The 20,924-nt window shown below is 49.2% G+C and carries 15 protein-coding genes and 1 tRNA gene; 12 read left to right on the top strand and 4 right to left on the bottom strand.

Going from position 1 to position 20,924, the window contains the following annotated elements; translation table 11 throughout:
• Window positions 1-102 precede the first annotated feature (102 nt).
• Window positions 103-2,223, bottom strand: a complete 2,121-nt coding sequence (locus ABDK00_RS08240; RefSeq protein ID WP_346238527.1) for a carboxy terminal-processing peptidase — start codon at window positions 2,221-2,223, stop codon at window positions 103-105.
• A 215-nt stretch (window positions 2,224-2,438) separates the two neighbouring features.
• Between ABDK00_RS08240 and ABDK00_RS08235 the strand changes: the two genes are divergently transcribed.
• The 4 genes from ABDK00_RS08235 to ABDK00_RS08220 all read left to right on the top strand — a co-directional run bounded on the left by ABDK00_RS08235 (window position 2,439) and on the right by ABDK00_RS08220 (window position 7,216).
• Window positions 2,439-2,512: transfer RNA gene (locus ABDK00_RS08235), tRNA-His, on the top strand.
• Window positions 2,513-2,562: 50 nt separating this feature from the next.
• Window positions 2,563-3,117: a hypothetical protein gene (locus tag ABDK00_RS08230; RefSeq protein ID WP_346238528.1), complete on the top strand. Its 555-nt coding sequence runs from the start codon at window positions 2,563-2,565 to the stop codon at window positions 3,115-3,117.
• A gap of 114 nt (window positions 3,118-3,231) precedes the next feature.
• Window positions 3,232-5,892 carry a TonB-dependent receptor gene (locus ABDK00_RS08225; RefSeq protein WP_346238529.1) on the top strand — a complete coding sequence of 887 codons (2,661 nt, stop codon included), beginning with the start codon at window positions 3,232-3,234 and terminating at the stop codon, window positions 5,890-5,892.
• Between the two features lie 142 nt (window positions 5,893-6,034).
• Window positions 6,035-7,216 (top strand): glycosyltransferase family 4 protein, encoded by a 1,182-nt coding sequence (locus ABDK00_RS08220; RefSeq protein WP_346238530.1) that lies wholly within the window; start codon window positions 6,035-6,037, stop codon window positions 7,214-7,216.
• Here ABDK00_RS08220 and ABDK00_RS08215 read toward each other — a convergent pair.
• Window positions 7,197-7,886 (bottom strand): cell division ATP-binding protein FtsE, encoded by a 690-nt coding sequence (locus ABDK00_RS08215; RefSeq protein WP_346238531.1) that lies wholly within the window; start codon window positions 7,884-7,886, stop codon window positions 7,197-7,199. The genes ABDK00_RS08220 and ABDK00_RS08215 overlap by 20 nt on opposite strands.
• 392 nt (window positions 7,887-8,278) lie before the next feature.
• Between ABDK00_RS08215 and ABDK00_RS08210 the strand changes: the two genes are divergently transcribed.
• The 4 genes from ABDK00_RS08210 to ABDK00_RS08195 all read left to right on the top strand — a co-directional run bounded on the left by ABDK00_RS08210 (window position 8,279) and on the right by ABDK00_RS08195 (window position 11,918).
• Complete coding sequence (locus ABDK00_RS08210; protein WP_346238532.1) at window positions 8,279-8,647, top strand: BlaI/MecI/CopY family transcriptional regulator; 369 nt, start codon at window positions 8,279-8,281, stop codon at window positions 8,645-8,647.
• A 4-nt stretch (window positions 8,648-8,651) separates the two neighbouring features.
• Window positions 8,652-10,499 carry a M56 family metallopeptidase gene (locus ABDK00_RS08205; RefSeq protein WP_346238533.1) on the top strand — a complete coding sequence of 616 codons (1,848 nt, stop codon included), beginning with the start codon at window positions 8,652-8,654 and terminating at the stop codon, window positions 10,497-10,499.
• Between the two features lie 127 nt (window positions 10,500-10,626).
• On the top strand, window positions 10,627-11,328 hold the full coding sequence (locus ABDK00_RS08200; protein WP_346238534.1) for a Crp/Fnr family transcriptional regulator: 702 nt from the start codon (window positions 10,627-10,629) through the stop codon (window positions 11,326-11,328).
• Window positions 11,329-11,522: 194 nt separating this feature from the next.
• Complete coding sequence (locus ABDK00_RS08195) at window positions 11,523-11,918, top strand: hypothetical protein (RefSeq protein WP_346238535.1); 396 nt, start codon at window positions 11,523-11,525, stop codon at window positions 11,916-11,918.
• A 25-nt stretch (window positions 11,919-11,943) separates the two neighbouring features.
• Here ABDK00_RS08195 and coaD read toward each other — a convergent pair whose 3' ends face one another.
• Window positions 11,944-12,432 (bottom strand): pantetheine-phosphate adenylyltransferase, encoded by a 489-nt coding sequence (gene coaD / locus ABDK00_RS08190; RefSeq protein WP_346238536.1) that lies wholly within the window; start codon window positions 12,430-12,432, stop codon window positions 11,944-11,946.
• Window positions 12,433-12,622: 190 nt separating this feature from the next.
• Window positions 12,623-13,549, bottom strand: a complete 927-nt coding sequence (locus ABDK00_RS08185; RefSeq protein WP_346238537.1) for an aspartate carbamoyltransferase catalytic subunit — start codon at window positions 13,547-13,549, stop codon at window positions 12,623-12,625.
• Between the two features lie 166 nt (window positions 13,550-13,715).
• Here ABDK00_RS08185 and amaB point away from each other — a divergent pair, with 166 nt between their 5' ends.
• The 4 genes from amaB to ABDK00_RS08165 all read left to right on the top strand — a co-directional run bounded on the left by amaB (window position 13,716) and on the right by ABDK00_RS08165 (window position 20,828).
• Window positions 13,716-15,242 carry an L-piperidine-6-carboxylate dehydrogenase gene (amaB, locus tag ABDK00_RS08180; protein WP_346238538.1) on the top strand — a complete coding sequence of 509 codons (1,527 nt, stop codon included), beginning with the start codon at window positions 13,716-13,718 and terminating at the stop codon, window positions 15,240-15,242.
• Window positions 15,243-15,422: 180 nt separating this feature from the next.
• Window positions 15,423-17,069: a S8 family peptidase gene (locus ABDK00_RS08175; RefSeq protein WP_346238539.1), complete on the top strand. Its 1,647-nt coding sequence runs from the start codon at window positions 15,423-15,425 to the stop codon at window positions 17,067-17,069.
• A 56-nt stretch (window positions 17,070-17,125) separates the two neighbouring features.
• Window positions 17,126-18,463 carry a saccharopine dehydrogenase C-terminal domain-containing protein gene (locus tag ABDK00_RS08170; protein ID WP_346238540.1) on the top strand — a complete coding sequence of 446 codons (1,338 nt, stop codon included), beginning with the start codon at window positions 17,126-17,128 and terminating at the stop codon, window positions 18,461-18,463.
• Between the two features lie 130 nt (window positions 18,464-18,593).
• Window positions 18,594-20,828: a sodium-translocating pyrophosphatase gene (locus tag ABDK00_RS08165; protein WP_346238541.1), complete on the top strand. Its 2,235-nt coding sequence runs from the start codon at window positions 18,594-18,596 to the stop codon at window positions 20,826-20,828.
• Window positions 20,829-20,924 lie beyond the last annotated feature (96 nt).

The following is a 20,924-nucleotide window of genomic DNA, read 5'->3' as shown; positions in this document are numbered from 1 at the left end:
CAAATTTAAGTGCAATAGCCCGTTTTAGCATGGATTTTTTTACACATTTCAAAAAATCCATCGCCGCGGCGATGGATTTTACATTCCTTTATATGGCTTTCCTTATTTTGAAAGGGCAAAGTTTTTGGCTTCCACGATCATATCGTCCATTACTTCCCCCGCCTGCTTCAGGTAGATATCGCTGCTGAGCGACTGCACCCACTGTTTCAGGCGCTCCTGCTTATTTTTATCGTTTTCATATTTATCCAGCTCCAGCGGCAGCAGGCCCACGCGCATTTTATGTTGCAGCTTTTGCGCGGCGATGATCTGGTCCGATTTGGCCTTAATCACTTTTTTCTCTGCTTTATAAGCATTGATATTCAAAGGGTAGCTCCTTTCATTTTCACTGGCCAGCCAGGCGCTGTTCCTTTTGATGATTTGGAAAGAGCTGTCGCGCTGCAGGCGGTCGTTGCTGAGTTGCTTCAGCGTGTTGATATCATATTGCGAATTCCAGGGCGTATAGTTCGATTTGCCGATCTCGTCATATTTCAGCGCATATTCATTGTCTTTCTCCCTGAGTTTCAGGGGTTCGATCTGGCTAGGCAATACGATATCCGATTCCACCCCCTTCAGCTGTGTCGATCCGCCGCTGACGCGGTAGAATTTACGCAGCGTCAGCTTCACTGCGCCCAGGTCGCCGTCGCCGTCTCTTTTGAGCCCCGAATGGTCGAGCCCGATATTCTGCTGCACCGTGCCTTTACCGTAGGTAGACGTGCTGCCGATGATCACCCCGCGCTTATAGTCCTGTATGGCTGCAGCAAATATTTCGGAAGCCGAAGCCGAAAACTCATCCACCATCACCGCCAGCGGGCCGGTATATAATACCGAATGGTCTTCATCTTTCAGTACCTGCGCCTGCGAAAAACGGTCTTTGACCTGAACGATTGGCCCGTCTTTGATAAACAGCCCGACCATCTGCACCACATCATATAAAGAGCCGCCCCCATTGCGGCGCAAATCCATAATGATGCCGTCCACTTTTTCATCTTTTAGCTTCTGCACTTCCCGCGCCACATCGGTATAACTGCGGCGGCCGTTGGGATCCTGGTAGGTAGGCGTGTAAAATTCCGGCAGGTAAATGATGCCGATCTTGGTGCCTTTGGCGCTGTCTTTTAAAATCGCGCTGCGCGCATAGGTATCGATATCATTGTCGATACGCGCCCTTACCAGCGCCACTTCTTTCACGGTTCCATCGGGCTTTTTGATAGTCAGCCGCACGGTAGTGCCTTCTTTTCCGCGAATGATTTTTACGGCGTCCTGCACATCATAGCCCAGCATATCTACGGCTTCGCCTTCTTTGCCCTGCGCCACTTTGGTAATGATATCGCCAGGGGCCAGTTCGCCCGACTTAGCGGCGGGGCTGCCCACGTTGATGCTGATGATTTTGATTAAACCTTCCGAATATTGCAGGCCGGCGCCAATGCCATAAAAGCTGCCGCTCAGTTCTTCATCAAAATAACGCTTGTCGGCCGGCGGGAAAAACTCCGTATGCGGGTCCATCGCCGTGGTAATATTATCGACAAAAAGATTGAATTTATCTTCCTCCGTCAGTTTTACCTTGTAGCGGTCAAACAAACGGGTCATAATCGTGTCCGTGCGTTCGCGCGCTTCTTTTTCAAGTTGCGTTTTCGAACGGGAGGCTTTTGACTTATCGTCCTCGAGGTTCACAAAAATTTCCAGCGCATAATATTTCATCCATTTGCGCCAGCGGTCTTTGCGTTCCTGCTGAGACGCGGGGTAGTCGATCTTGTGGCCGTCGAGCTGTACTTCTTCATTCAGGGTAAAATCAAAAGGCTGGTCGAGGATCAGGTTTTTCCAGGCCTCCGACTCCGCAATGCGACGGTCGAAAACGGCCGAAACTCCCAGGAAACTGGCCACTTCAGCGCCATTCAACTCATCGTCGATCCGGTCGGCATACAGGCCCGCGAGTGAGTCCACATCTCGCTTCAGAAATATATTCTTCTTCGGATCGAGGTCTTCGAGGTATTTGTAAAACACTTTTTCGGAGAAATCATCATTGATGGTTTTGGGGTCATAATGCGCCTGGGATAACAGCCGCGACACCATCGTCATGATCAATTCATATTTGCCGGCCGCACTATCATTCGCGATCCATTTATTTTTAAAAGCGAAAAAAGACCCTGCCACCACAATCAACAAAATCAAAAACGGTAATCTCTTCATATGAAATATGTATTTTATTATTTTTTGCACATCCAAAATTAACGTTAATCAGCTTGTTACGAAAACTATTTAAAAAAGATTTAGATTTTCCGCCGGAATTTACCAAACCCTTTAGATTTAGCGGTCGCAGTCACCGCCGCTTTTGATGAAAAAATATTTATAAAAAAATAAAAGGGATGTTTGATTTTTTCGCTACATTTGCAACCCGCAAAACGGTGGTTGTAGCTCAGTTGGTTAGAGCATCAGATTGTGGTTCTGAGGGTCGCCGGTTCGAACCCGGTCATCCACCCTAAACCCTGAATGTTGTTGTTCAGGGTTTTTTTATTAATTCGTTTCGTTATGCAACCCTCCCTGTTCCTGGTTCCTGTTGTTTCCGCGCTGGCGGGCTGGCTGATCAACTGGCTGGTGGGCCGCTATTTTTTTTACAACTACCTGCCCGCCCGAAAGGAGCAGCTGTCACGCGCGATTGCCGCAAAAATCAATGATGCCCTGCCCTTCGCCGCCCTGGAGCAAAAAATAAGCGACCCGCAACTGATTGAATCGGCCATGCCGATGATCGAAGGGCATATCGATGAGTTTTTAAATAAAAAACTGCCCGAAGAAATCCCGATGCTGGCGATGTTTGTCGGCAACAAAACCACTGATAAAATCCGGGAAGTGTTTATCACGCAGTTGAAAAATTTATTCCCCAAAGTCATGGAAAAGCTGGCCGCCAACTTCAAATCGGGGCCTGGCTTTAGCGCTCCTATCGAACAGGCGCTGCAGCAAGCCGACTGGCAGGCAGCTTTCAAAAAACAGTTTTCGGGCGCGGTGCTCAAAATTAGCCTGCTGGGCCTGCTGGCCGGGCTGGCGATCGGCGCCCTCAACCTATGGCTTTTTTATGCGCTAACCTAACCGGCAGCCGCGGCTGTTATCCATTCAACCCTGTTTTGGCGCGTTTATAATTAATCCTTGTCGGCAGTACAAGTTCGGCGTTTTTTTCGCGTCTAAACCTGAAATCTTTTGAAAATGCGAAAACTTCTCTCAGGACTGGCTTTATTATTATCGACAGGCGCTATGGCACAGGGCGGCGGCGGGCAGATGCCCAGCGGCACCATCTACGGCAAAGTGGTGGATTCGGCTACGGGCAAAGGCATTGATGCAGCCACCGTGCAATTATTTCAAACCAAAGGGGCGGCACGTCCTGGCGCTAACGCCGATTCGGCGCAACCCGCTGAAGTATTGGTGACCGGAGCGCTGGCTTCGGCCAACGGCGAATTCCGCATCACCGGCATCCCGCCCATGGCGGCTTACAAACTGGTGGTTTCAGGCCTCGGGCATACCACCCACACCAGCCATTTTTCTTTTATCGACCCCAAAATGATGGCCGGCGGTAAAGTGGATATGAGCGCGGTGATGGCAGCGCTCGACCGCGATCTCGGCAATATTAAACTGGCTGCTGATGTGGAAGTGTTGCAGGGCGTTACGGTAACGGGCAGCAAACCTGCTGTGCAACTGGGCATCGACCGGAAGATTTATAATGTAGAAAATAATCTCACATCGGCAGGCGGAACAGCGACCGATGTACTAAAAAATGTGCCATCAGTGAATGTGGATATCGATGGGAATATCAGCATCCGGAATGCGAGCCCGCAGATCTTTGTAGACGGCAGGCCCACCACATTGACGCTCGACCAGATCCCCGCCGACCAGATCGCCAGCGTGGAAGTGATTACCAACCCTTCTGCCAAGTTCGATGCTTCGGGCGGAACAGCCGGTATCCTGAATATCGTATTGAAGAAAACCCGCACAGTAGGTTATAATGGTTCGCTGAGGGCGGGCATCGACGAAAGGGGCCGTTATAATTTTGGAGGTAATATTAATATCCGCCAGGGCAAGTTCAATGTTTTTGCTAACCTGGGTTATAACCAGCGCAAATCGATTTCGGATGGTACCACCGAGCGTTCTACCTTTTTAAATGATACCACCGTCAACCTGCGCCAGACCGACCGGGCCATTGGCGATGGCCGGTTTCTTTTTGCGAGGGCTGGTTTTGATTACCTGCTCGATAACCGGAACACGCTAACCCTTTCGGGGATTACCGTAGACGGGAAGTTTGACAATTTCACCAACAGCAATATCGTGATCGACACACTGGCCGGCGCCGGCGATATACAGTCGCGCATCCTGAGAACAGCCGACGCTAATTTTAGCTTTAATATGAAAGGAGGATCGCTGGGCTTTGTACACAATTTCCCGGAAACCGGCCACCAGCTCACCATCGACGGGCAGTATAACCGCAGCCGGAACAACAGCGTTAACCTGATCACTAATAATAATTATGCCGTAGCCAGCGGGCCTTTAACGGGCACCAGCGCGCAGCAGCAAAACGGCAATGGCAATAACCAGCGTTTGAACGCCCAGGCTGATTATACCAACCCTATTTCAGATAAATCAAAAATCGAAGCCGGGGTTCGTTTCAACCAAACCAAAACTTCCAGCAACAATATTTACAATTTTGTGGGCGCCGGCAATGTGCTGATACCTCAACCGCTGCTGTCTTCCAAATTTGATTATGTAGACCAGATCTACGCCGCCTACGGTACATTCTCAAGTAAGATCGGCGAAAAATTTGGCTACCAGTTGGGGCTGCGTATGGAAAGCTCCGATTATAAAGGAACGGTGTATAGCAGCACCCGTCGCGGCGGTAGTATCGTAGACACCGTTTCCAACTTTAGCATTGCGTACCCGGTGAGCCTGTTCCCCAGCATCTTCCTGTCGCAGGAACTGCCCAACGATCAGCAGTTGCAGCTCAACTACAGCCGCCGTATTAACCGGCCCGGCTTCTTCCAGCTTTTCCCTTTTGTTGATTATTCCGACTCGCTCAACCTGAGCCGCGGTAATCCCAACCTGAGGCCGGAGTTTACGAATTCCTTTGAGCTTTCTTATTCCAAAAATTTCGACCGGGCGAATAACCTGATCTTATCCGTGTATTATAAAAATACCAACGACCTGATTACCCGCTACCAGTCGCGCGAAACCAATCCGCTGACCGGCAATTTGGTACTGGTCAACACTTATATCAACGCAAATTCGAGCTTTGTGGGCGGCTTTGAAGCCGTTGCGAAGAATGCGCCAGCCAAATGGTGGGATATTACCAGCAACCTGAATATTTATACTTCGAAAATCAACGTCGACGATCCGGCTATTCCGACGGCCGACCAGCTCTACAGCTGGTTTGCGAAAATTAATAACACTTTCAAACTGCCTAAAAACTTTACCCTCCAGGTGTCGGGCGATTATAATTCGAAAACCGTGCTGGCGCCGGGCGGATCTGCAGGCAGCGGTGGCGGCGGCGGCCGTGGCGGATTTGGCGGCAGCGTAAGCGGGAACGCGCAGGGATATAGCATGCCAACCTATGGCGTGGACCTGGCTTTGAAATATGAATTCCTGAAAAATAAAACGGCCTCCGTAACCCTGAGCGGCAACGATATTTTCAAAACCCGTGTAAACGATGTATACACCAGCGCCGGTTTCTTCAACCAGCACCAGTACCGCGTGCGCGACCAACAGTTTTTCAGCATCAATTTTTCTTATCGTTTTGGAAAATTCGACGCCTCACTGTTAAAACGCAAGAATATGCGCTCCGAACAGGAAAGCATGCAGGGCGGTATGCAGGGCATGCCTTAATGGATAACGGGTTTATTTTTTTAGCATGGAGCCACATCGCTCCATGTTTTTTTTGCCCCGGCGATTAGGCCTTTCGGAAGCAGCCCGTGCCGCAACCATCCGTAAATGCTGCATCGAACAATTCTATGACAAAGATTGTTTAATGCCTGTAATCTCTTTGTGTAGCGTTCCAAATGGAGGTAAGCATTTCGTGAAACTGGAAAAATATTTACATATCGTATGCCTGGATGCTCCCTGTCCGGCAAATTGCGGCGGCTCGATTGATATGCTCAACCGCATCAAGGCTTTTCACCAAAAGGGGATCAGGATCCACCTGCATTATTTTAATTTCAGCGACAAATGTTGTGCGGCCGAGCTGAGCCGGTATTGTGAAACGGTACAATCTTACGCGAAAAAAGACCCGTTGGGTTGTGTATCGCTCAACACCCCCGGCTTTGTAAGCGCGCGTTGCAATGAAAAGCTGATTGAAAATCTCAATAAAGACAACCACCCGGTATTGCTGGAAGGCCTGCATACGACGGGGATCCTGAACAGTATCCATAAAGGCGACCGCCGGATTTGTGTGCGGATGCACAACGAAGAATCGGTATATTACCGCGAACTGGCGCGCAACACCATCAACCCCGTCAAGAAAACCTATTATATTGCTGAAAGCCTCCTCACTAAAAAGTATACGCCTACCCTCCCCGATGACTGTATGTATGCCTGTGTAACCGACGATGATAAAAACAGTTTTGCTGAACAGGGCTTTCCCAATGTGCAGGTGATCCCGCCGTTTCCCAGCTGGCAGGAAGTGGATTGCCCGACCGGCGTGGGCAGCCTGTGCCTTTTTCACGGCAACCTGGCCGTGCCGGCGACCGAGAAAGCCGCCTTATGGTTATTGAGTAATGTATTTAACAAAGTGAGGATCCCTTTTGTGATTGCCGGCAAAAACCCCACGCGCAGCATTCAGAAAGCGGCCGATCTTTGCCAGAACACCTGCCTGGTCAGCAATCCCTGCGAATCGGAAATGGAAGACCTGGTTCAAAAAGCGCATATCAATATCCTGCCCTGTTTTCATAAAAACCGCACCGGCATCCGCATGAAACTCCTGCATGCGCTCTACAAAGGAAGGCACTGCATTACCACGCCGGCCATGGTAGAAGGCACCGGGCTTGAAGCCGCCTGTCATATCGGGAACAATTCCAATGCGCTTGCCTCCATCATTTCGCAACTCTATTACCTGCCTTTTGAGGAAGAGGAAGTGAAGCTACGCAAGCGGCTATTAGAAGACACTTATAATAACGAAAGGAATATTCAGACTTTTATAGATTATCTATGGTAGCATGGTCGATCACCCGGCCGCCCTCCGTTTTGATCAGCCTTGCGGGATATTTTTTTACCACGGCATAATCGTGTGTAGCCATAACGATAGCGGCATTTGTTTCCTGTGCGATGCGCAGCAGGAGGTTCATAATTTCATCGGTGGTAATAGGATCCAGGTTCCCGGTGGGTTCATCCGCCAGGATCAGCTGGGGGCTGTTGAGTAAAGCACGCGCGATGTCCACCCGCTGCTGCTCTCCGCCGCTCATTTCAAAAGGCATTTTCTTTGCTTTATGCTGCAGCCCCACCTGCTCAAGCACTTCGGCCACTTTCGCATCGATCAGTTTTTTATCTTCCCAGCCCGTCGCTTTCAACACAAATTTCAGGTTATTGGCCACGTTGCGGTCGGTGAGTAGCCGAAAATCCTGGAACACCACGCCCAACTTGCGACGCAGGTAAGGCACCTGCTTCCAGTGCATATTTTTCAATTCATAACCCACCACCGTCGCCTGGCCTTCTGTCAGTAACAAATCGCCGTAGAGGGTTTTCAGCAGGCTCGATTTGCCTGTGCCGGTGCGGCCCACGAGATACACAAACTCCCCTTCTTCGACCGTGAGGTTCACTTCCTCCAAAACCAAAACCGAACCCTGGTAAATATTGGCCTGCTGTATTTCGATAATCGGCTGCTGCATAAGACACTAAAATTGATAGGGCGCAAAATAAGGCAAAAACGCGAATCAGGCCGCAATTTAAAAACCCTGCCCCCTACTTGAAGCCGGCATTGACGGGCTTGTCTTCGTTTAACTAAATAAATAGTTGTTAAACTAAATATTTAGTTTTAACTTGCTTTCAAAAGCGCCGTTGCTACCGGGGGGGAATACCAGTGAGCAGGACGAATCCGAAGCGAAGCCGCATGTAGCAGCACGGTAAAATGCCCGGTAAGAGCAATCAGTGAAACCTCGCCATTAAAAAAATATACGAATGAGACCTTCCTTGTAAAATCTTTCATTTTTATCCCGCAGCAGAATGAAAATTGTATACCTGATAAGTTCCGTTCAGCCCATAAAAACATAAAAATTAGCGAATGAAACAACTTACAAAATCCGAAGAACAATTGATGCAAATCCTCTGGGCCTATGGAGCGCAGTTTTTACGGGAGATCGTAGAGCGCATGCCCGAACCCAAGCCCCATCAAAACACGGTAGCCACTATTTTAAAAATCCTCGTAGAGAAAGATTTTGTAACCGTGAATGTTTTTGGCCGGCAACACCAGTATGTGGCCGCCGTCACCAAGGAAGCCTATTCCAAAAAGACCTTTAAACAAATGGTGAAAGGATATTTTGAGGGGTCGTTCAGCAATGTGGTTTCTTTTATGGTGCAGGAAAAAAACCTGAGCGTCGAAGAGCTGGAAGCGCTGCTCGAGCAGGTAAAAAAACAACAACACAAAAAATAAGGCTATGCTCAACTATCTCCTTCAGATGATCGCCTGTTCGGGCATCCTTTATGGTTATTATCATATCGGGCTGCGCAATGAAAGGTTTCACCAGTACAACAGGTTTTACCTGCTGGCCGCTATGCTGCTTAGCCTGATCCTGCCGCTGATCAAAATTCCTGTGGAAGTAGCGGAAGATAACAGCCCCGTTTATGCTTTGGTGAGTACGGCAGCGCCTGTTTTTGTAAGCAGCGAAACAGCAGGTTGGAACACTGCCGTGCTATACCGCGCTTTATACAGCCTGGTCTGTGTGGCGTTGCTGGCGGGTTTGGCAGGAGCCATTGCCCGCATCCTGCGCATCCGAAAACAGTCAACGGTTGTCCGTTTAAAACATATACAATGGATCAACACCTCCCACCGTGATGCGCCTTTCAGCTTTTTCAACTGGCTCTTCTGGAACCGGCATACCGATCCCGATTCAACAGAGGGCCGGCAAATACTGAAACACGAGCTCTATCATATCAAAAGCCGCCATAGCTGGGATTTAATGTTTACCGAAATCGTGCTGGCGCTGTACTGGTGTAATCCGTTTTTTTATTTATATCGAAAGGAAATTAAAACCATCCATGAATTCCTGGCTGATAAAAATGCCGTAGCCGGCGATGATGCGATGAGCTATGCCACTTTGCTGGTTCAGCAGGTTATTTCTTACCGCCGGCAAAAGCTGACCCATCCCTTTTTTCATAATCAACTTAAAAGAAGAATTACTATGTTAACCTCCCCTAAAAAGCCAGCCCACCAGTGGCTGAAAAAATTGATTGTATTACCCATCGCTACTATGGTGCTGGCCTTATTTGGTTTCAAATACCAGCAAACCATTCAGGATGTAGCGACAGCTGTTCCACAGATCTTAGCTCCTGTGGCGCCGCAGCAGGCTAGCCCGGCAGTTGTAGCCGACCGTTCCCCACGATCCGGAGCGGACACGGTGCCGGCTGATCACAAAAAAGTAGTGCAGGAAGCTCGGCAGGTTTCCGCCAATTACGTCACAGGCACGGGCCGCTACCAAAAGCTGAACACGGTTACGGTAGTAGGCTATTCGGACGAAGAGTTGCCCAAAAGAAAATTGAAAGAAGGCGAGACGAAACTTGATGTGGAGGCGGCCTTTCCGGGCAACTGGACCACCTTTTTAGAGCGTAATGTGAACCCACAGATCGCAACGGAAAAAGGCGCCCCTGCCGGCGTTTATGAAGTGATGGTGCGGTTTACTATCAATGAGGATGGCTCCTTATCTGATTTTACACCTGTCACCAATGAAGGCTACGGCATGGAGGCAGAAGTAATCAGGGTTTTAAAAAAATCAGAAAAATGGAGGCCCGCTCTCAATAACAAAGCAGGAAGTGCTACTGCGGTAAAGTCTTACCGCCTGCAGCCCGTCCATTTCCAGGTAATGCGCGGTAAAAACACAAGTCAACCCAAAAAGGAAACGACCGCTACGCCGGCCGCCGCGCCCGCAGACAGGGAACCCATTTTTACGAGGGTTGAGAAAGACGCCCATTATCCCGGCAACTGGCGCGCTTTCCTTGAAAAAAATCTCGACGGCGCGGTAGCTGTTAAAAATGGCGCCACTGCCGGCAACTACACCACGATCATCCAGTTTATTGTGGATACCCATGGGCGGGTCAGTGCCATCAAACCCTTAACGAGCCATGGGTTTGGCATGGAAGAAGAAGCGATGCGCCTCATCAAAGCTTCAGGAACTTGGAGCCCCGCAATTCAAAATGGCAGAAAGGTGAAGGCCTATCGCAAGCAACCGATTACTTTTCAAATTGAAGAAGCCTTTAGTGGCACAGCCCGTTTAAATCCGTCGAGATAGGGAGTCTTGCAACTATACAGTAATTTTTAGGCCCGGCAAACGCCGGGCTTTTTTGGCTCCGTAAAAAATTGAGGGAATGATTTTTTTTTAATACCTTGAATGTTATTTTCGTGAAAACTAGATACCTATGACAATCGATGACAAATTCTTATTAATCCGGAACTATCATTTATGGTCGGCCCTTAGCGACGAAGACATGCAAGAGCTGAATGTACTGCAATGCTTCATGAAAGCAAAAAAGGGAGATTATATTTACTTTGATTCGCACCTTCACAACCGGCTTTATTTTGTCAAAGAGGGATATGTGAAGATTGGCTATGTGAAAGAGGACGGAGATGAGGTGATTAAAGAAATCATCAGCCGCGGCGAAATCTTTGGGCAGTTCACCCTCGAAAGAAACAACCTGAACGGAGAGTTTGCACAGGCCTATAAAAACGATGTATGCCTTTGCTCTTTCAAGATCGAGGACTTTGAAAACATTCTGCAACGCAAGCCGCAACTGGCTATAACGTTCAGCAAGATGGTAGGCAATAAACTCCGCGATGCCGAATTCAGGTTAATCAACCTGTTGAATAATGATGTGCGCTCGAGGCTGTTGAGCTTTATGTACCGACAGTGCCTCAATCATGGTGAAACAAAGGATCAGCGCAGGTATATCTGCGACAACTTTTTCACACACGATGATATCGCAAGGCTGATTGGCGCCTCGCGGCAAACTGTCACTTCTACTATCAATCAGCTTGAAAAAGAAGGATTGCTGTTCATGGACCGCCGGCAGATCCTCGTACCGAACCTGAAAAAAATAGAAAATGCGGCAATTGTCGGATAACTGACGATTCGCTCTTCAACGCGATCTTATTTTTGTATTTGGTTACCCGGCCAGGCCGGCAGATATTTGCCCGTATGATGAGATATAATCCGTTGTAGTGCCTCTGAAGAACTTTGCCATTCCATCTGCCAGCCAAAAGGTTCGGGTTCCATCAAACAAGTATGGAAAAAGCCATAAATTCAAAACCGACGAACATGATCCTCCTACCAGCTAGAATTGTAGCGTTTTGTGCTGTCCTGGCGACGCTTTTGGTTTTTTATATATACACGGTGCCGGCCGAGTCGATGACTTATTATTTGCGAATGGGCGTAGATCCCTGGGGACGGGTGGCGTTAGGAGTTATAGAATTGAGCGCGGCAGTTTTATTGCTTTTGCCCCGGCTTTTTATTTACGGCGCCTTCCTGTCAAGCGCAACCATGCTCACAGGGATTATCAATGGCTTTCGGCTTTCAAGCCTCAATCACGCTTTTGAGAACACCAATAGTAGCCTCTTGCTGCTATCGGCGCTTATTGCGCTGTCCGCCGCTTTTTACATTCTGCTGCAATTTGGAAGAAGTTTATTCGCTTCGCGGGATACACATATGTGTTAGGGAGTTTATCCGGCGGGGGGCGCTATTAGGCCGGCGGGTTCATGGCCGCCAAAGAATCACAAATTACCTGGGAAAGAAAAGGGCTTGCATCTCCCCCGTTCTTGATAATATCGCGCACGATGGTGGATGCCACCGAAGTATATTTGGGTTCCCCGGTAAGAAAAACAGTTTCAATATCCTTGTCCATCGCCCTATTGGCATCAGCAATCGTTTTCTCATACTCAAAATCGCTCACATACCTGATACCTCTTAATATAAACCGGGCCCCGATGGTTCTGCAAAAGTCGATGGTCAACCCCTCATACACCGCACCTTCCACCCGGTCGGTATCACCATAAATATCTTTGATCCATTGTAATCGCTGCGCGGTCGAAAACATGGGCTGCTTCGAGGTATTAAACCCAATGCCCACCACGATTTTATCAAACAGCGGCATCGCGCGGTTGATAATATCTTCATGACCCAAGGTCATCGGGTCAAATGTTCCGGGAAAAAGACAAATTCTGTCAGGCATACTAAAAATTAAAACGAAAAATTACCGACGCTACTTTTTTTGGACAAGCAATAAACATAAAGCATCGAAATTGCTACGCTCAGTTTATTGGTAGTGCATATGGCATCCCCCATTCACCATTCACCATTCACCCTTCACTATTCACTATTCACCATTCACCATTCACCAATCACTATTCACCCTGCCCCAATCAATTATTCTTATTCGATAACAAATACAACACCGCCATCCTCAGGGCCACCCCATTTTCTACCTGTTGCAATATAATCGATTGTCCGCTGTCGGCCACATCACTATCGAGCTCCACCCCCCTGTTGATCGGCCCCGGATGCATAATCACCACATCTTTCTTTAGTCCTTCCAATAGTTTCCGGCTGATACCATAACTCAGGTTATACTCTCTCAACGAGGAAAATAAAACCTGGTTCTGCCGCTCGAGCTGAATTCTCAAAACATTCGCCACATCACACCAGTTCAGCGTTTCCTCAATATTATAACTAAGGTTGACGCCAAACGCTTCCTTAATATATTTGGGGATGAGCGTGGGCGGGCCGCAGACGGTCACTTCGGCGCCCATTTTTTTTAACAGGTACATATTGCTCATAGCGACCCGGCTATGGACGATATCGCCAATGATCGCCACTTTCGTGCCCTTCAGGGTCCCCATTTTTTCACGGATGGAAAAGGCATCCAGCAGGCCCTGGGTGGGATGTTCATTAACGCCATCGCCGGCATTCACGATCGCCGCCGGAATATGTTGTGATAAAAAGTGAGGCGCACCACTGGCGCTATGGCGCATGACCACCATGTCCACCTTCATCGAAAGAATATTGTTGACCGTGTCTAAAAGCGTCTCCCCTTTTGAAACGGAGGAACCTGAGGCAGTAAAGTTGATGGTATCGGCAGAAAGCCTTTTTTCCGCGAGCTCAAAGGAAATCCTGGTCCGGGTAGAATTTTCGTAAAACAGATTGACAATGGTGACATCCCTTAACGAGGGAACTTTTTTAACCGGTCGCTGTAAAACTTCTTTAAACTGTGTGGCCGTGTCCAGAAAAAGCGAGATATCCTCTTTAGTGAGGTCTTTAATGCCTAGCAAATGTTGCGTAGAAAGCTTCATTAAAAATCAAAGATAGGGCATTGGCCAGTATTGCGTACATCGCCAACCAATATTTTTTAAAACCCGTGCCCGCAGCGGTTTTCGGCGTTATCGTTCCTGCCGGGCGCCGCAGCCGGTTTCAAGCCATCAAAAAAACATACCTTTATAAGCACCAATACCGATAGCGATGAATTTTCTGAAAGCACTCGATCTTCATACAGACAACCCGGGCGTCAGCACGGGCACCCACTGGTTCCCCGGAGAGACCGAAAAAATTGTTTCGGCTTCCCCCGTCGATGGCCGGGTGATCGGATCCGTTTTTAGCGCCAGCGAGGCCCAATATCAGCAGGTGGTGGCGAAAGCGCAGGAAGCTTTTACAATCTGGCGCACCTGGCCCGCTCCTAAACGTGGCGACATCGTGCGGCAGATCGGCGAGGCACTGCGGCAAAAAAAAGACGAGCTGGGTAAACTTGTATCTTATGAAATGGGTAAAAGCCTGCAGGAAGGATGGGGCGAAGTGCAGGAGATGATTGACATCTGCGATTTTGCCGTGGGGCTGAGCCGGCAGCTTCATGGATTAACGATGCATAGCGAAAGGCCCGGCCATCGCATGTATGAGCAGTATCACCCTTTGGGGATCGTCGGCATTATATCAGCTTTTAATTTCCCTGTGGCCGTATGGAGCTGGAATGCGATGCTGGCCTGGGTTTGCGGCAATGTCTGCATCTGGAAGCCGTCTGAAAAGACAACGCTTTGCGCCGTTGCCTGCCAAAAAATGGTGGCTGAAATTTTTGAAAAAAATGAAGTACCTGAAGGCGTTTGTAACCTGCTGCCGGGCGATAAAACCGCCGGCGAGTGGCTGGCCGCCGATGAACGCATCGCCCTCGTATCGGCAACCGGTTCCACAAAAATGGGTAAGGCAGTCGCCGCAACCGTGGGCCAGCGCCTGGGCAAACAACTGCTCGAACTGGGCGGTAACAATGCCATCATCATTACGCCCGAAGCCGATCTCCAGATTGCCATCCCGGCCGCCGCTTTTGGCGCTGTGGGCACGGCGGGTCAAAGATGCACCAGCACCCGAAGGTTGATCGTTCACGAAACTCTTTACGAGGCCGTAAAAGACCGGCTGGTCAAAGCCTATGGACAACTAAAGATTGGCGATCCGCTGCACCCTGACACACATATGGGCCCGCTGATTGATGCAGCCGCGGTGCAGGCCTATCACGCCGCTATTGAGGCTTGTCGCAGCCAGGGCGGGCAGTTTATTGTTGAAGGCGGCGCGCTCGAAGGCTCGGGATTTGAAAGCGGTTGTTATGTAAAGCCCTGCATCGCCGAAGTTGCTTTTGATTTGCCTATTGTGCAGACCGAAACTTTTGCACCCATTTTATACCTGATGCGCTACAATACGCTTGAGGAAGCTATAGCGATACAAAACAGCGTGCCACAGGGCCTTTCTTCATCCATCATGACGAATAATCTCCGGGAAGCAGAACAGTTTCTTTCGGCTGAAGGAAGCGACTGTGGCATCGCCAACGTCAATATCGGGACGTCCGGCGCAGAAATCGGCGGCGCTTTTGGCGGGGAAAAAGAAACCGGCGGCGGCAGGGAAAGCGGCAGCGATGCCTGGAAAAACTATATGAGAAGGCAGACCAACACCATAAATTATAGCGCCCGCCTTCCACTGGCACAGGGGATCCGGTTCGATATCGGCTGATCGCCGCCGCGTAAACACCGGCCCGAGCACGCGGGAGGATGGCCTGTTAAAGGGCCTATGGCGCGCTGCCTTTGCCCTCCAATCTATCCGCCTTTTTTACCGCTTATCATTTTATGATAATCTTTAAGCTGTTAGCTCTATTTTTGTAGTTTGTTTCATTATTAAAATAATTTGTTTTGCATGAATAAACTACTTAGTGCTTTAGGCGTTGCATTCATTTTTGGTTCCTCTCTGGCATCGGCACAGGACTCTGTTCCTAAAGGATGGCATTTAAAGGATCTGCAACAAGACAGTTTGTACGGTATCAGCCTCGACCAGGCCTATGATTTTCTGAAATCCAAAAGACTGAAAAGTTCCACCGTAGTGGTAGGTATCATTGATTCCGGGATCGACACCACGCATGAAGACCTGAAACCCGTTTTGTGGGTAAATGAAAAGGAAATCCCCGGCAATGGCATCGACGATGACAAGAACGGTTATATCGATGATATCCACGGATGGAACTTTTTAGGCAGCAAAGACGGCAAGCGTCAGGTAACCAAAGATTCTTATGAGGAAGCCCGCGTGTACTGGAAATACAAATCCCGGTTTGAAGGAAAAAATGAAAGTGAGATTCCTGCTGCAGACAAAGAAACATTTAAAATGTGGAGCCGCGCGAAAGCCGGCATTGGAAAAACAAGTGGCAATTCGCAGGAAGCTGACATGATGAAACTGATGGCGGAAGTAATCCATGAAGGGGACTCTGTGATCAGGGGCGACCTGAAGAAAGACGTCTATAACTGCACGGATCTTGAAAACTACACACCGCTCGCTGCATCGGCTGCCAAAGTAAAGCAAATACTCATGAGTGTTTGTAAAGGCAATGACAATAACGACATATCCAGCAAAATGCTGATCGAAGAAGTGCAGAAAGACCTGGACAAAGCCACTATCGGCGAAAAAGCGCCCAAAGCTTATCGCAATGACGTAGTCGGCGACAATTACAGCGATTTTAACGATAGGTTTTACGGCAATGCTAATGTTTTGGTGGATAATGAATCAGCCATGCACGGTACGCATGTGGCCGGCATTATTGGCGCAGCCCGCAACAATGGTCTGGGCATGGATGGCGTTGCTGATAACGTGAAACTGATGAGCCTGAGAGCGGTTCCGGATGGCGACGAGCATGATAAAGATATCGCCCTTGCCATGCGCTACGCGGTTGACAACGGCGCCAAAGTCATCAACATGAGCTTTGGAAAAGGTTATTCGCCTGAAAAAAAATGGGTGGATGAAGCGGTTCAATATGCTGCCGATCATGATGTTTTAATGGTCCACGCGGCGGGCAATGATGCAGCCAACGTGGATACCGCATTTAACTTCCCTTCGGCAAAATTTTTGGACGGAAAGCGGCCGGTGAACTGGATCACGGTTGGCGCCAGCGGCGATGCTAAGGCCGGCGGATTAACCGCCAGTTTCTCAAACTATGGAAAAAAAGAAGTAGATGTTTTTGCTCCGGGCGTAAAGATCTACGCTACCGTACCCGGCGGTAATACCTACGCTAATTTGCAGGGCACCAGTATGGCATCGCCCGTAGTAGCAGGATTAGCGGCACTCATCAGGAGTTATTATCCCCAACTAAGCGCGGTTCAGGTAAAAGAAGTTATCGAAAACAGCGTTAGCAAGCCGGCGGCCGCGGTGGCCAACCCCGGCGGCGGCCCCGATGTGCCGATGTCGCAGCTTTCGGTTTATGGCGGTATTGTCAATGCCTATAAAGCGGTTCAACTTGCCGACCAGGTAAGTAAGTCCACACCGGCGAAAAAAACAAAATCAAAGAAAAAGAAATAAGCATTTGTTTGGGAACACATTTAAAGCTACCTTAAGGTAGCTTTTTTTATTTCAGCTTGCAGTCAAATCAACCACATATTGTCATTTTCGGTGCCGGTAAATCCGCCACCTTCCTAATCAGCCGCCTGTTGGCTGATGCCGAACGAAATCACTGGCAGCTAACGGTAATCGACGGCAACCTGGCGCTGGCCCGGTCAAAAATTAATAACCATCCTAACGGGACGGCGCGTTCTTTCGACATCAGCGACCTGCCGCAACGAAATGAAGCCATTGCGTCGGCAACAGTGGTCATTTCCATGCTTCCCGCGCAGTTGCATTTCGAGGTTGCAAAAGCCTGTCTTCATTTTGGCAAACACCTGCTCACCGCGTCGTATGTGGATGAAAAACTGCGGTCGCTGGAAAAACAGGTGCAGGAAAAAGGGCTGCTGTTCTTGTGTGAAATGGGGCTTGACCCCGGTATCGATCATATGAGCGCCATGCAGCTTATCCACAAGATTCAGCGCGAGGGAGGCATTATTCGCAGCTTTATGTCTCACTGCGGCGGATTAATCGCGCCAGAAAGCGATACCAATCCCTGGCATTATAAGATAACATGGAACCCGGCAAACGTTGTGAACGCAGGAAAGGCCGGGGCTCAATTCAGAAAAAACGGTAAAACCATCGAAATCCCATACAGGGGCATTTTCGACAACCCGGAAAAAATTGAGGTAGCCAATGTCGGTACCTACGTCTATTATCCCAACCGCGATGCACTTACCTATAGTAAGCTCTATGGCCTCGAAGCAGCCGACAGTTTTATCCGTTCTACCTTGCGGCATGCCGACTTCTGCAAAGGCTGGCATTTCCTCGTGCTTGCAGGATTCACCAGCGACCGGCCATTGGAAGTTACGCCCGGACAGGAGCTTAAAGACTGGGCGGATCAAACATTTTTAAATTATACCGGCAGCGCCAACCTCGATACTTTTATCGAAAGGATGGTGCCCCGTGCGGAGCAGCAACTTGTCGCGCGGTTGTTTAAATATCTTGGATTGAATGCGGCATCCCCGCTTCCCGTCTTGGAGCGATATACAAACAGCGCCCTTTTGCAATACCTGCTTGAAACGCAGTTACCGCTGGCGTCAACCGATCGGGACATGGTATTGATGGTGCATGAGATAGATTTCATGCGCGACGGCCAATCTTGCTCGAGAAAATCTGAATTGGTGGTTAAAGGCGATCCGGACGGACATACGGCAATGGCAAAAACGGTAGGCCTGCCGCTGGCCATCGCAACGGGGTTGCTCATGGGTCAGAAAATTAGCGTTCGGGGAGTACATATCCCAATAATTCCCGATATTTACGAACCGGTTTTACAGAGATTAAGCAAAAACGGCATTTACTTTAACGAAACCTAACAAAAACAGCGCTCAACACTAAAATAATTAATCGAAACCAACTGTCTTTTGCATCGAAATAAACCACAACATTTTAATTGCTTCGCTTATATTTGCAGCCTTGCCAAAAAGACAGGATTTATTAAATTTTATGCAACACATCATTTATCTGGTTCCCGTGATGGCCGTTATTGGCTTATTGTACACTTACTTTAAATTCAGGTGGGTTTCGAAACAGGATGCTGGTACACCCCGCATGAAAGAGATCAGTAATTATATCAGCGTAGGCGCTATGGCCTTCTTAAGAGCGGAGTGGAAAATTTTGGCCTATTTTGTCATTGTCGTAGGCATTTTACTCGCTGTGTTGGCGACGACTAATCCTCACTCCCACTGGCTGATTTCCGTAGCCTTTATTATTGGCGCTGTCTTGAGTGCGCTCGCCGGATATATCGGCATGCGCGCTGCCACCCTTTCCAATGTCCGCACTGCTCATGCGGCCCGGAGCAGCCTCAAAAAAGCACTCCATGTTTCCTTTGGCGGCGGCGCCGTTATGGGCGTTGGCGTGGCCGGTATGGCGGTGTTAGGATTGGGAGGCTTATATATTATTTTCAAACAATATTTCGCACCGGGCGCTTCGCTCAACTCGGCTGAAATGATTCAAACCATCGAGGTATTGACCGGCTTTTCCCTGGGCGCAGAGTCGATCGCCTTGTTTGCGCGCGTTGGTGGTGGCATCTACACCAAGGCCGCTGATGTGGGCGCCGACCTGGTTGGAAAAGTGGAAGCTGGCATTCCCGAAGACGATCCGCGCAACCCGGCTACTATTGCCGATAATGTGGGCGACAATGTGGGCGACGTGGCCGGGATGGGCGCCGATCTTTTTGGATCCTATGTGGCAACCGTTTTGGCCACCATTGTTTTGGGACAGCAGATTAATATCATTAGTACCGATGGCGGCTTAGACGGTTTTTCGCCGATCATCCTGCCCATGTTGATAGCAGGGGTAGGCATCCTGTTTTCCATTATCGGAACCCTTTTTGTAAAAATCAGTGAAACTGCGGCTATCAGTACCGAAACGGTTCAACGAGCTTTAAATATGGGCAATTGGGGGTCCATGATCATGACCGCCATTGCTTCGGTGGGTTTGGTAACCTGGCTGATGCCTGAGCAGATGGAGTTGCGCGGTGTTGTTTTCACAAAATACGGCGTATTGGGCGCAATTGGCGTGGGGCTGGTTGTGGGCGCGCTGATGAGTATCGTCACCGAATATTATACCGCGATGGGCAGGCGCCCCGTGAACCGGATCATTAAAAAATCTTCGACCGGGCATGCGACAAATGTGATTGGCGGCCTGGCCATGGGTATGGAATCTACCTTTTTGCCGATAATCATTCTTGCCGGTGGTATCTGGGGTTCCTTTGAATGCGCCGGCTTATATGGCGTGGCTATCGCGGCTGCAGCCATGATGGCGACAACAGCGATGCAACTTGCGATCGACGCTTTCGGGCCTATCGCCGACAATGCGGGCGGTATTGCAGAAATGAGCGAACTGCCCAAGGAAGTGCGTGAAAAAACCGACGTGCTTGACGCCGTAGGAAATACCACCGCCGCTACCGGAAAAGGATTTGCCATTGCCTCAGCCGCACTAACAGCGCTGGCCTTGTTTGCCGCCTTTGTGGGCGTTGCCGGCATTGATGGTATCGATATTTATAAAGCCAACGTTTTGGCTTGCCTTTTTGTAGGCGCTATGATTCCCTTTCTGTTTTCTTCCCTGGCGATCCGGGCGGTTGGAGAAGCCGCTATGGCCATGGTGGAGGAAGTAAGAAGGCAGTTCCGGACAATTCCGGGGATTATGGAAGGGACGGCGAAACCTGAATATGATAAATGTGTGGAAATTTCCACCGAAGCCTCTATCAAGAAAATGATTGTTCCTGGTACTATCGCCATTATATCGCCTTTGGTGATCGGCTTCATGCCGGGCTTGGGCGCAGAAGCGCTGGGTGGATTCCTGGCTGGTGCCACTGTTAGCGGCGTATTGTTGGGTATGTTTCAGAACAACTCGGGCGGCGCCTGGGATAATGCTAAAAAATCGTTTGAGAAAGGTGTAGAGATCAATGGTGAGATGTTTTATAAAAAGTCAGAGCCCTATAAGGCTTCCGTAACGGGCGATACTGTGGGCGATCCGCTTAAAGATACTTCCGGCCCTTCCATGAATATCCTGATCAAGTTAATGTCTATCGTTTCACTCGTAATTGCGCCTACTTTAGCTCAGCTGGATGCGCCCGAAACAATAGAAGCCAGGTCTCCCATTCAACCGCCAGCAAAGCAAAAGACGGCGGCTATTAAAAAAGCGGATCCATCCGGCACCGTTTCATATACCCGATAAGTTTTAGTTTATTATAAAAGGAGGCCTGCCGTCCTTTTTTTAAAAAATATAAAAGCTCCGACGCAGGCCGGAGCTTTTTCAATATCAAATGTGTAG

The organism is Niabella insulisoli, assembly GCF_039652435.2.
Taxonomy (GTDB): domain Bacteria; phylum Bacteroidota; class Bacteroidia; order Chitinophagales; family Chitinophagaceae; genus Niabella; species Niabella insulamsoli.
This window is presented reverse-complemented; position numbering and strand designations above follow the sequence as displayed.

Coding starts and splice junctions, on each gene's coding strand:
- ABDK00_RS08240 (WP_346238527.1), bottom strand. CDS start 2,223: ATGAAGAGATTACCGTTTTTGATTTTGTTGATTGTGGTGGCAGGGTCT.
- ABDK00_RS08230 (WP_346238528.1), top strand. CDS start 2,563: ATGCAACCCTCCCTGTTCCTGGTTCCTGTTGTTTCCGCGCTGGCGGGC.
- ABDK00_RS08225 (WP_346238529.1), top strand. CDS start 3,232: ATGCGAAAACTTCTCTCAGGACTGGCTTTATTATTATCGACAGGCGCT.
- ABDK00_RS08220 (WP_346238530.1), top strand. CDS start 6,035: ATGCCTGTAATCTCTTTGTGTAGCGTTCCAAATGGAGGTAAGCATTTC.
- ABDK00_RS08215 (WP_346238531.1), bottom strand. CDS start 7,886: ATGCAGCAGCCGATTATCGAAATACAGCAGGCCAATATTTACCAGGGT.
- ABDK00_RS08210 (WP_346238532.1), top strand. CDS start 8,279: ATGAAACAACTTACAAAATCCGAAGAACAATTGATGCAAATCCTCTGG.
- ABDK00_RS08205 (WP_346238533.1), top strand. CDS start 8,652: ATGCTCAACTATCTCCTTCAGATGATCGCCTGTTCGGGCATCCTTTAT.
- ABDK00_RS08200 (WP_346238534.1), top strand. CDS start 10,627: ATGACAATCGATGACAAATTCTTATTAATCCGGAACTATCATTTATGG.
- ABDK00_RS08195 (WP_346238535.1), top strand. CDS start 11,523: ATGATCCTCCTACCAGCTAGAATTGTAGCGTTTTGTGCTGTCCTGGCG.
- coaD (WP_346238536.1), bottom strand. CDS start 12,432: ATGCCTGACAGAATTTGTCTTTTTCCCGGAACATTTGACCCGATGACC.
- ABDK00_RS08185 (WP_346238537.1), bottom strand. CDS start 13,549: ATGAAGCTTTCTACGCAACATTTGCTAGGCATTAAAGACCTCACTAAA.
- amaB (WP_346238538.1), top strand. CDS start 13,716: ATGAATTTTCTGAAAGCACTCGATCTTCATACAGACAACCCGGGCGTC.
- ABDK00_RS08175 (WP_346238539.1), top strand. CDS start 15,423: ATGAATAAACTACTTAGTGCTTTAGGCGTTGCATTCATTTTTGGTTCC.
- ABDK00_RS08165 (WP_346238541.1), top strand. CDS start 18,594: ATGCAACACATCATTTATCTGGTTCCCGTGATGGCCGTTATTGGCTTA.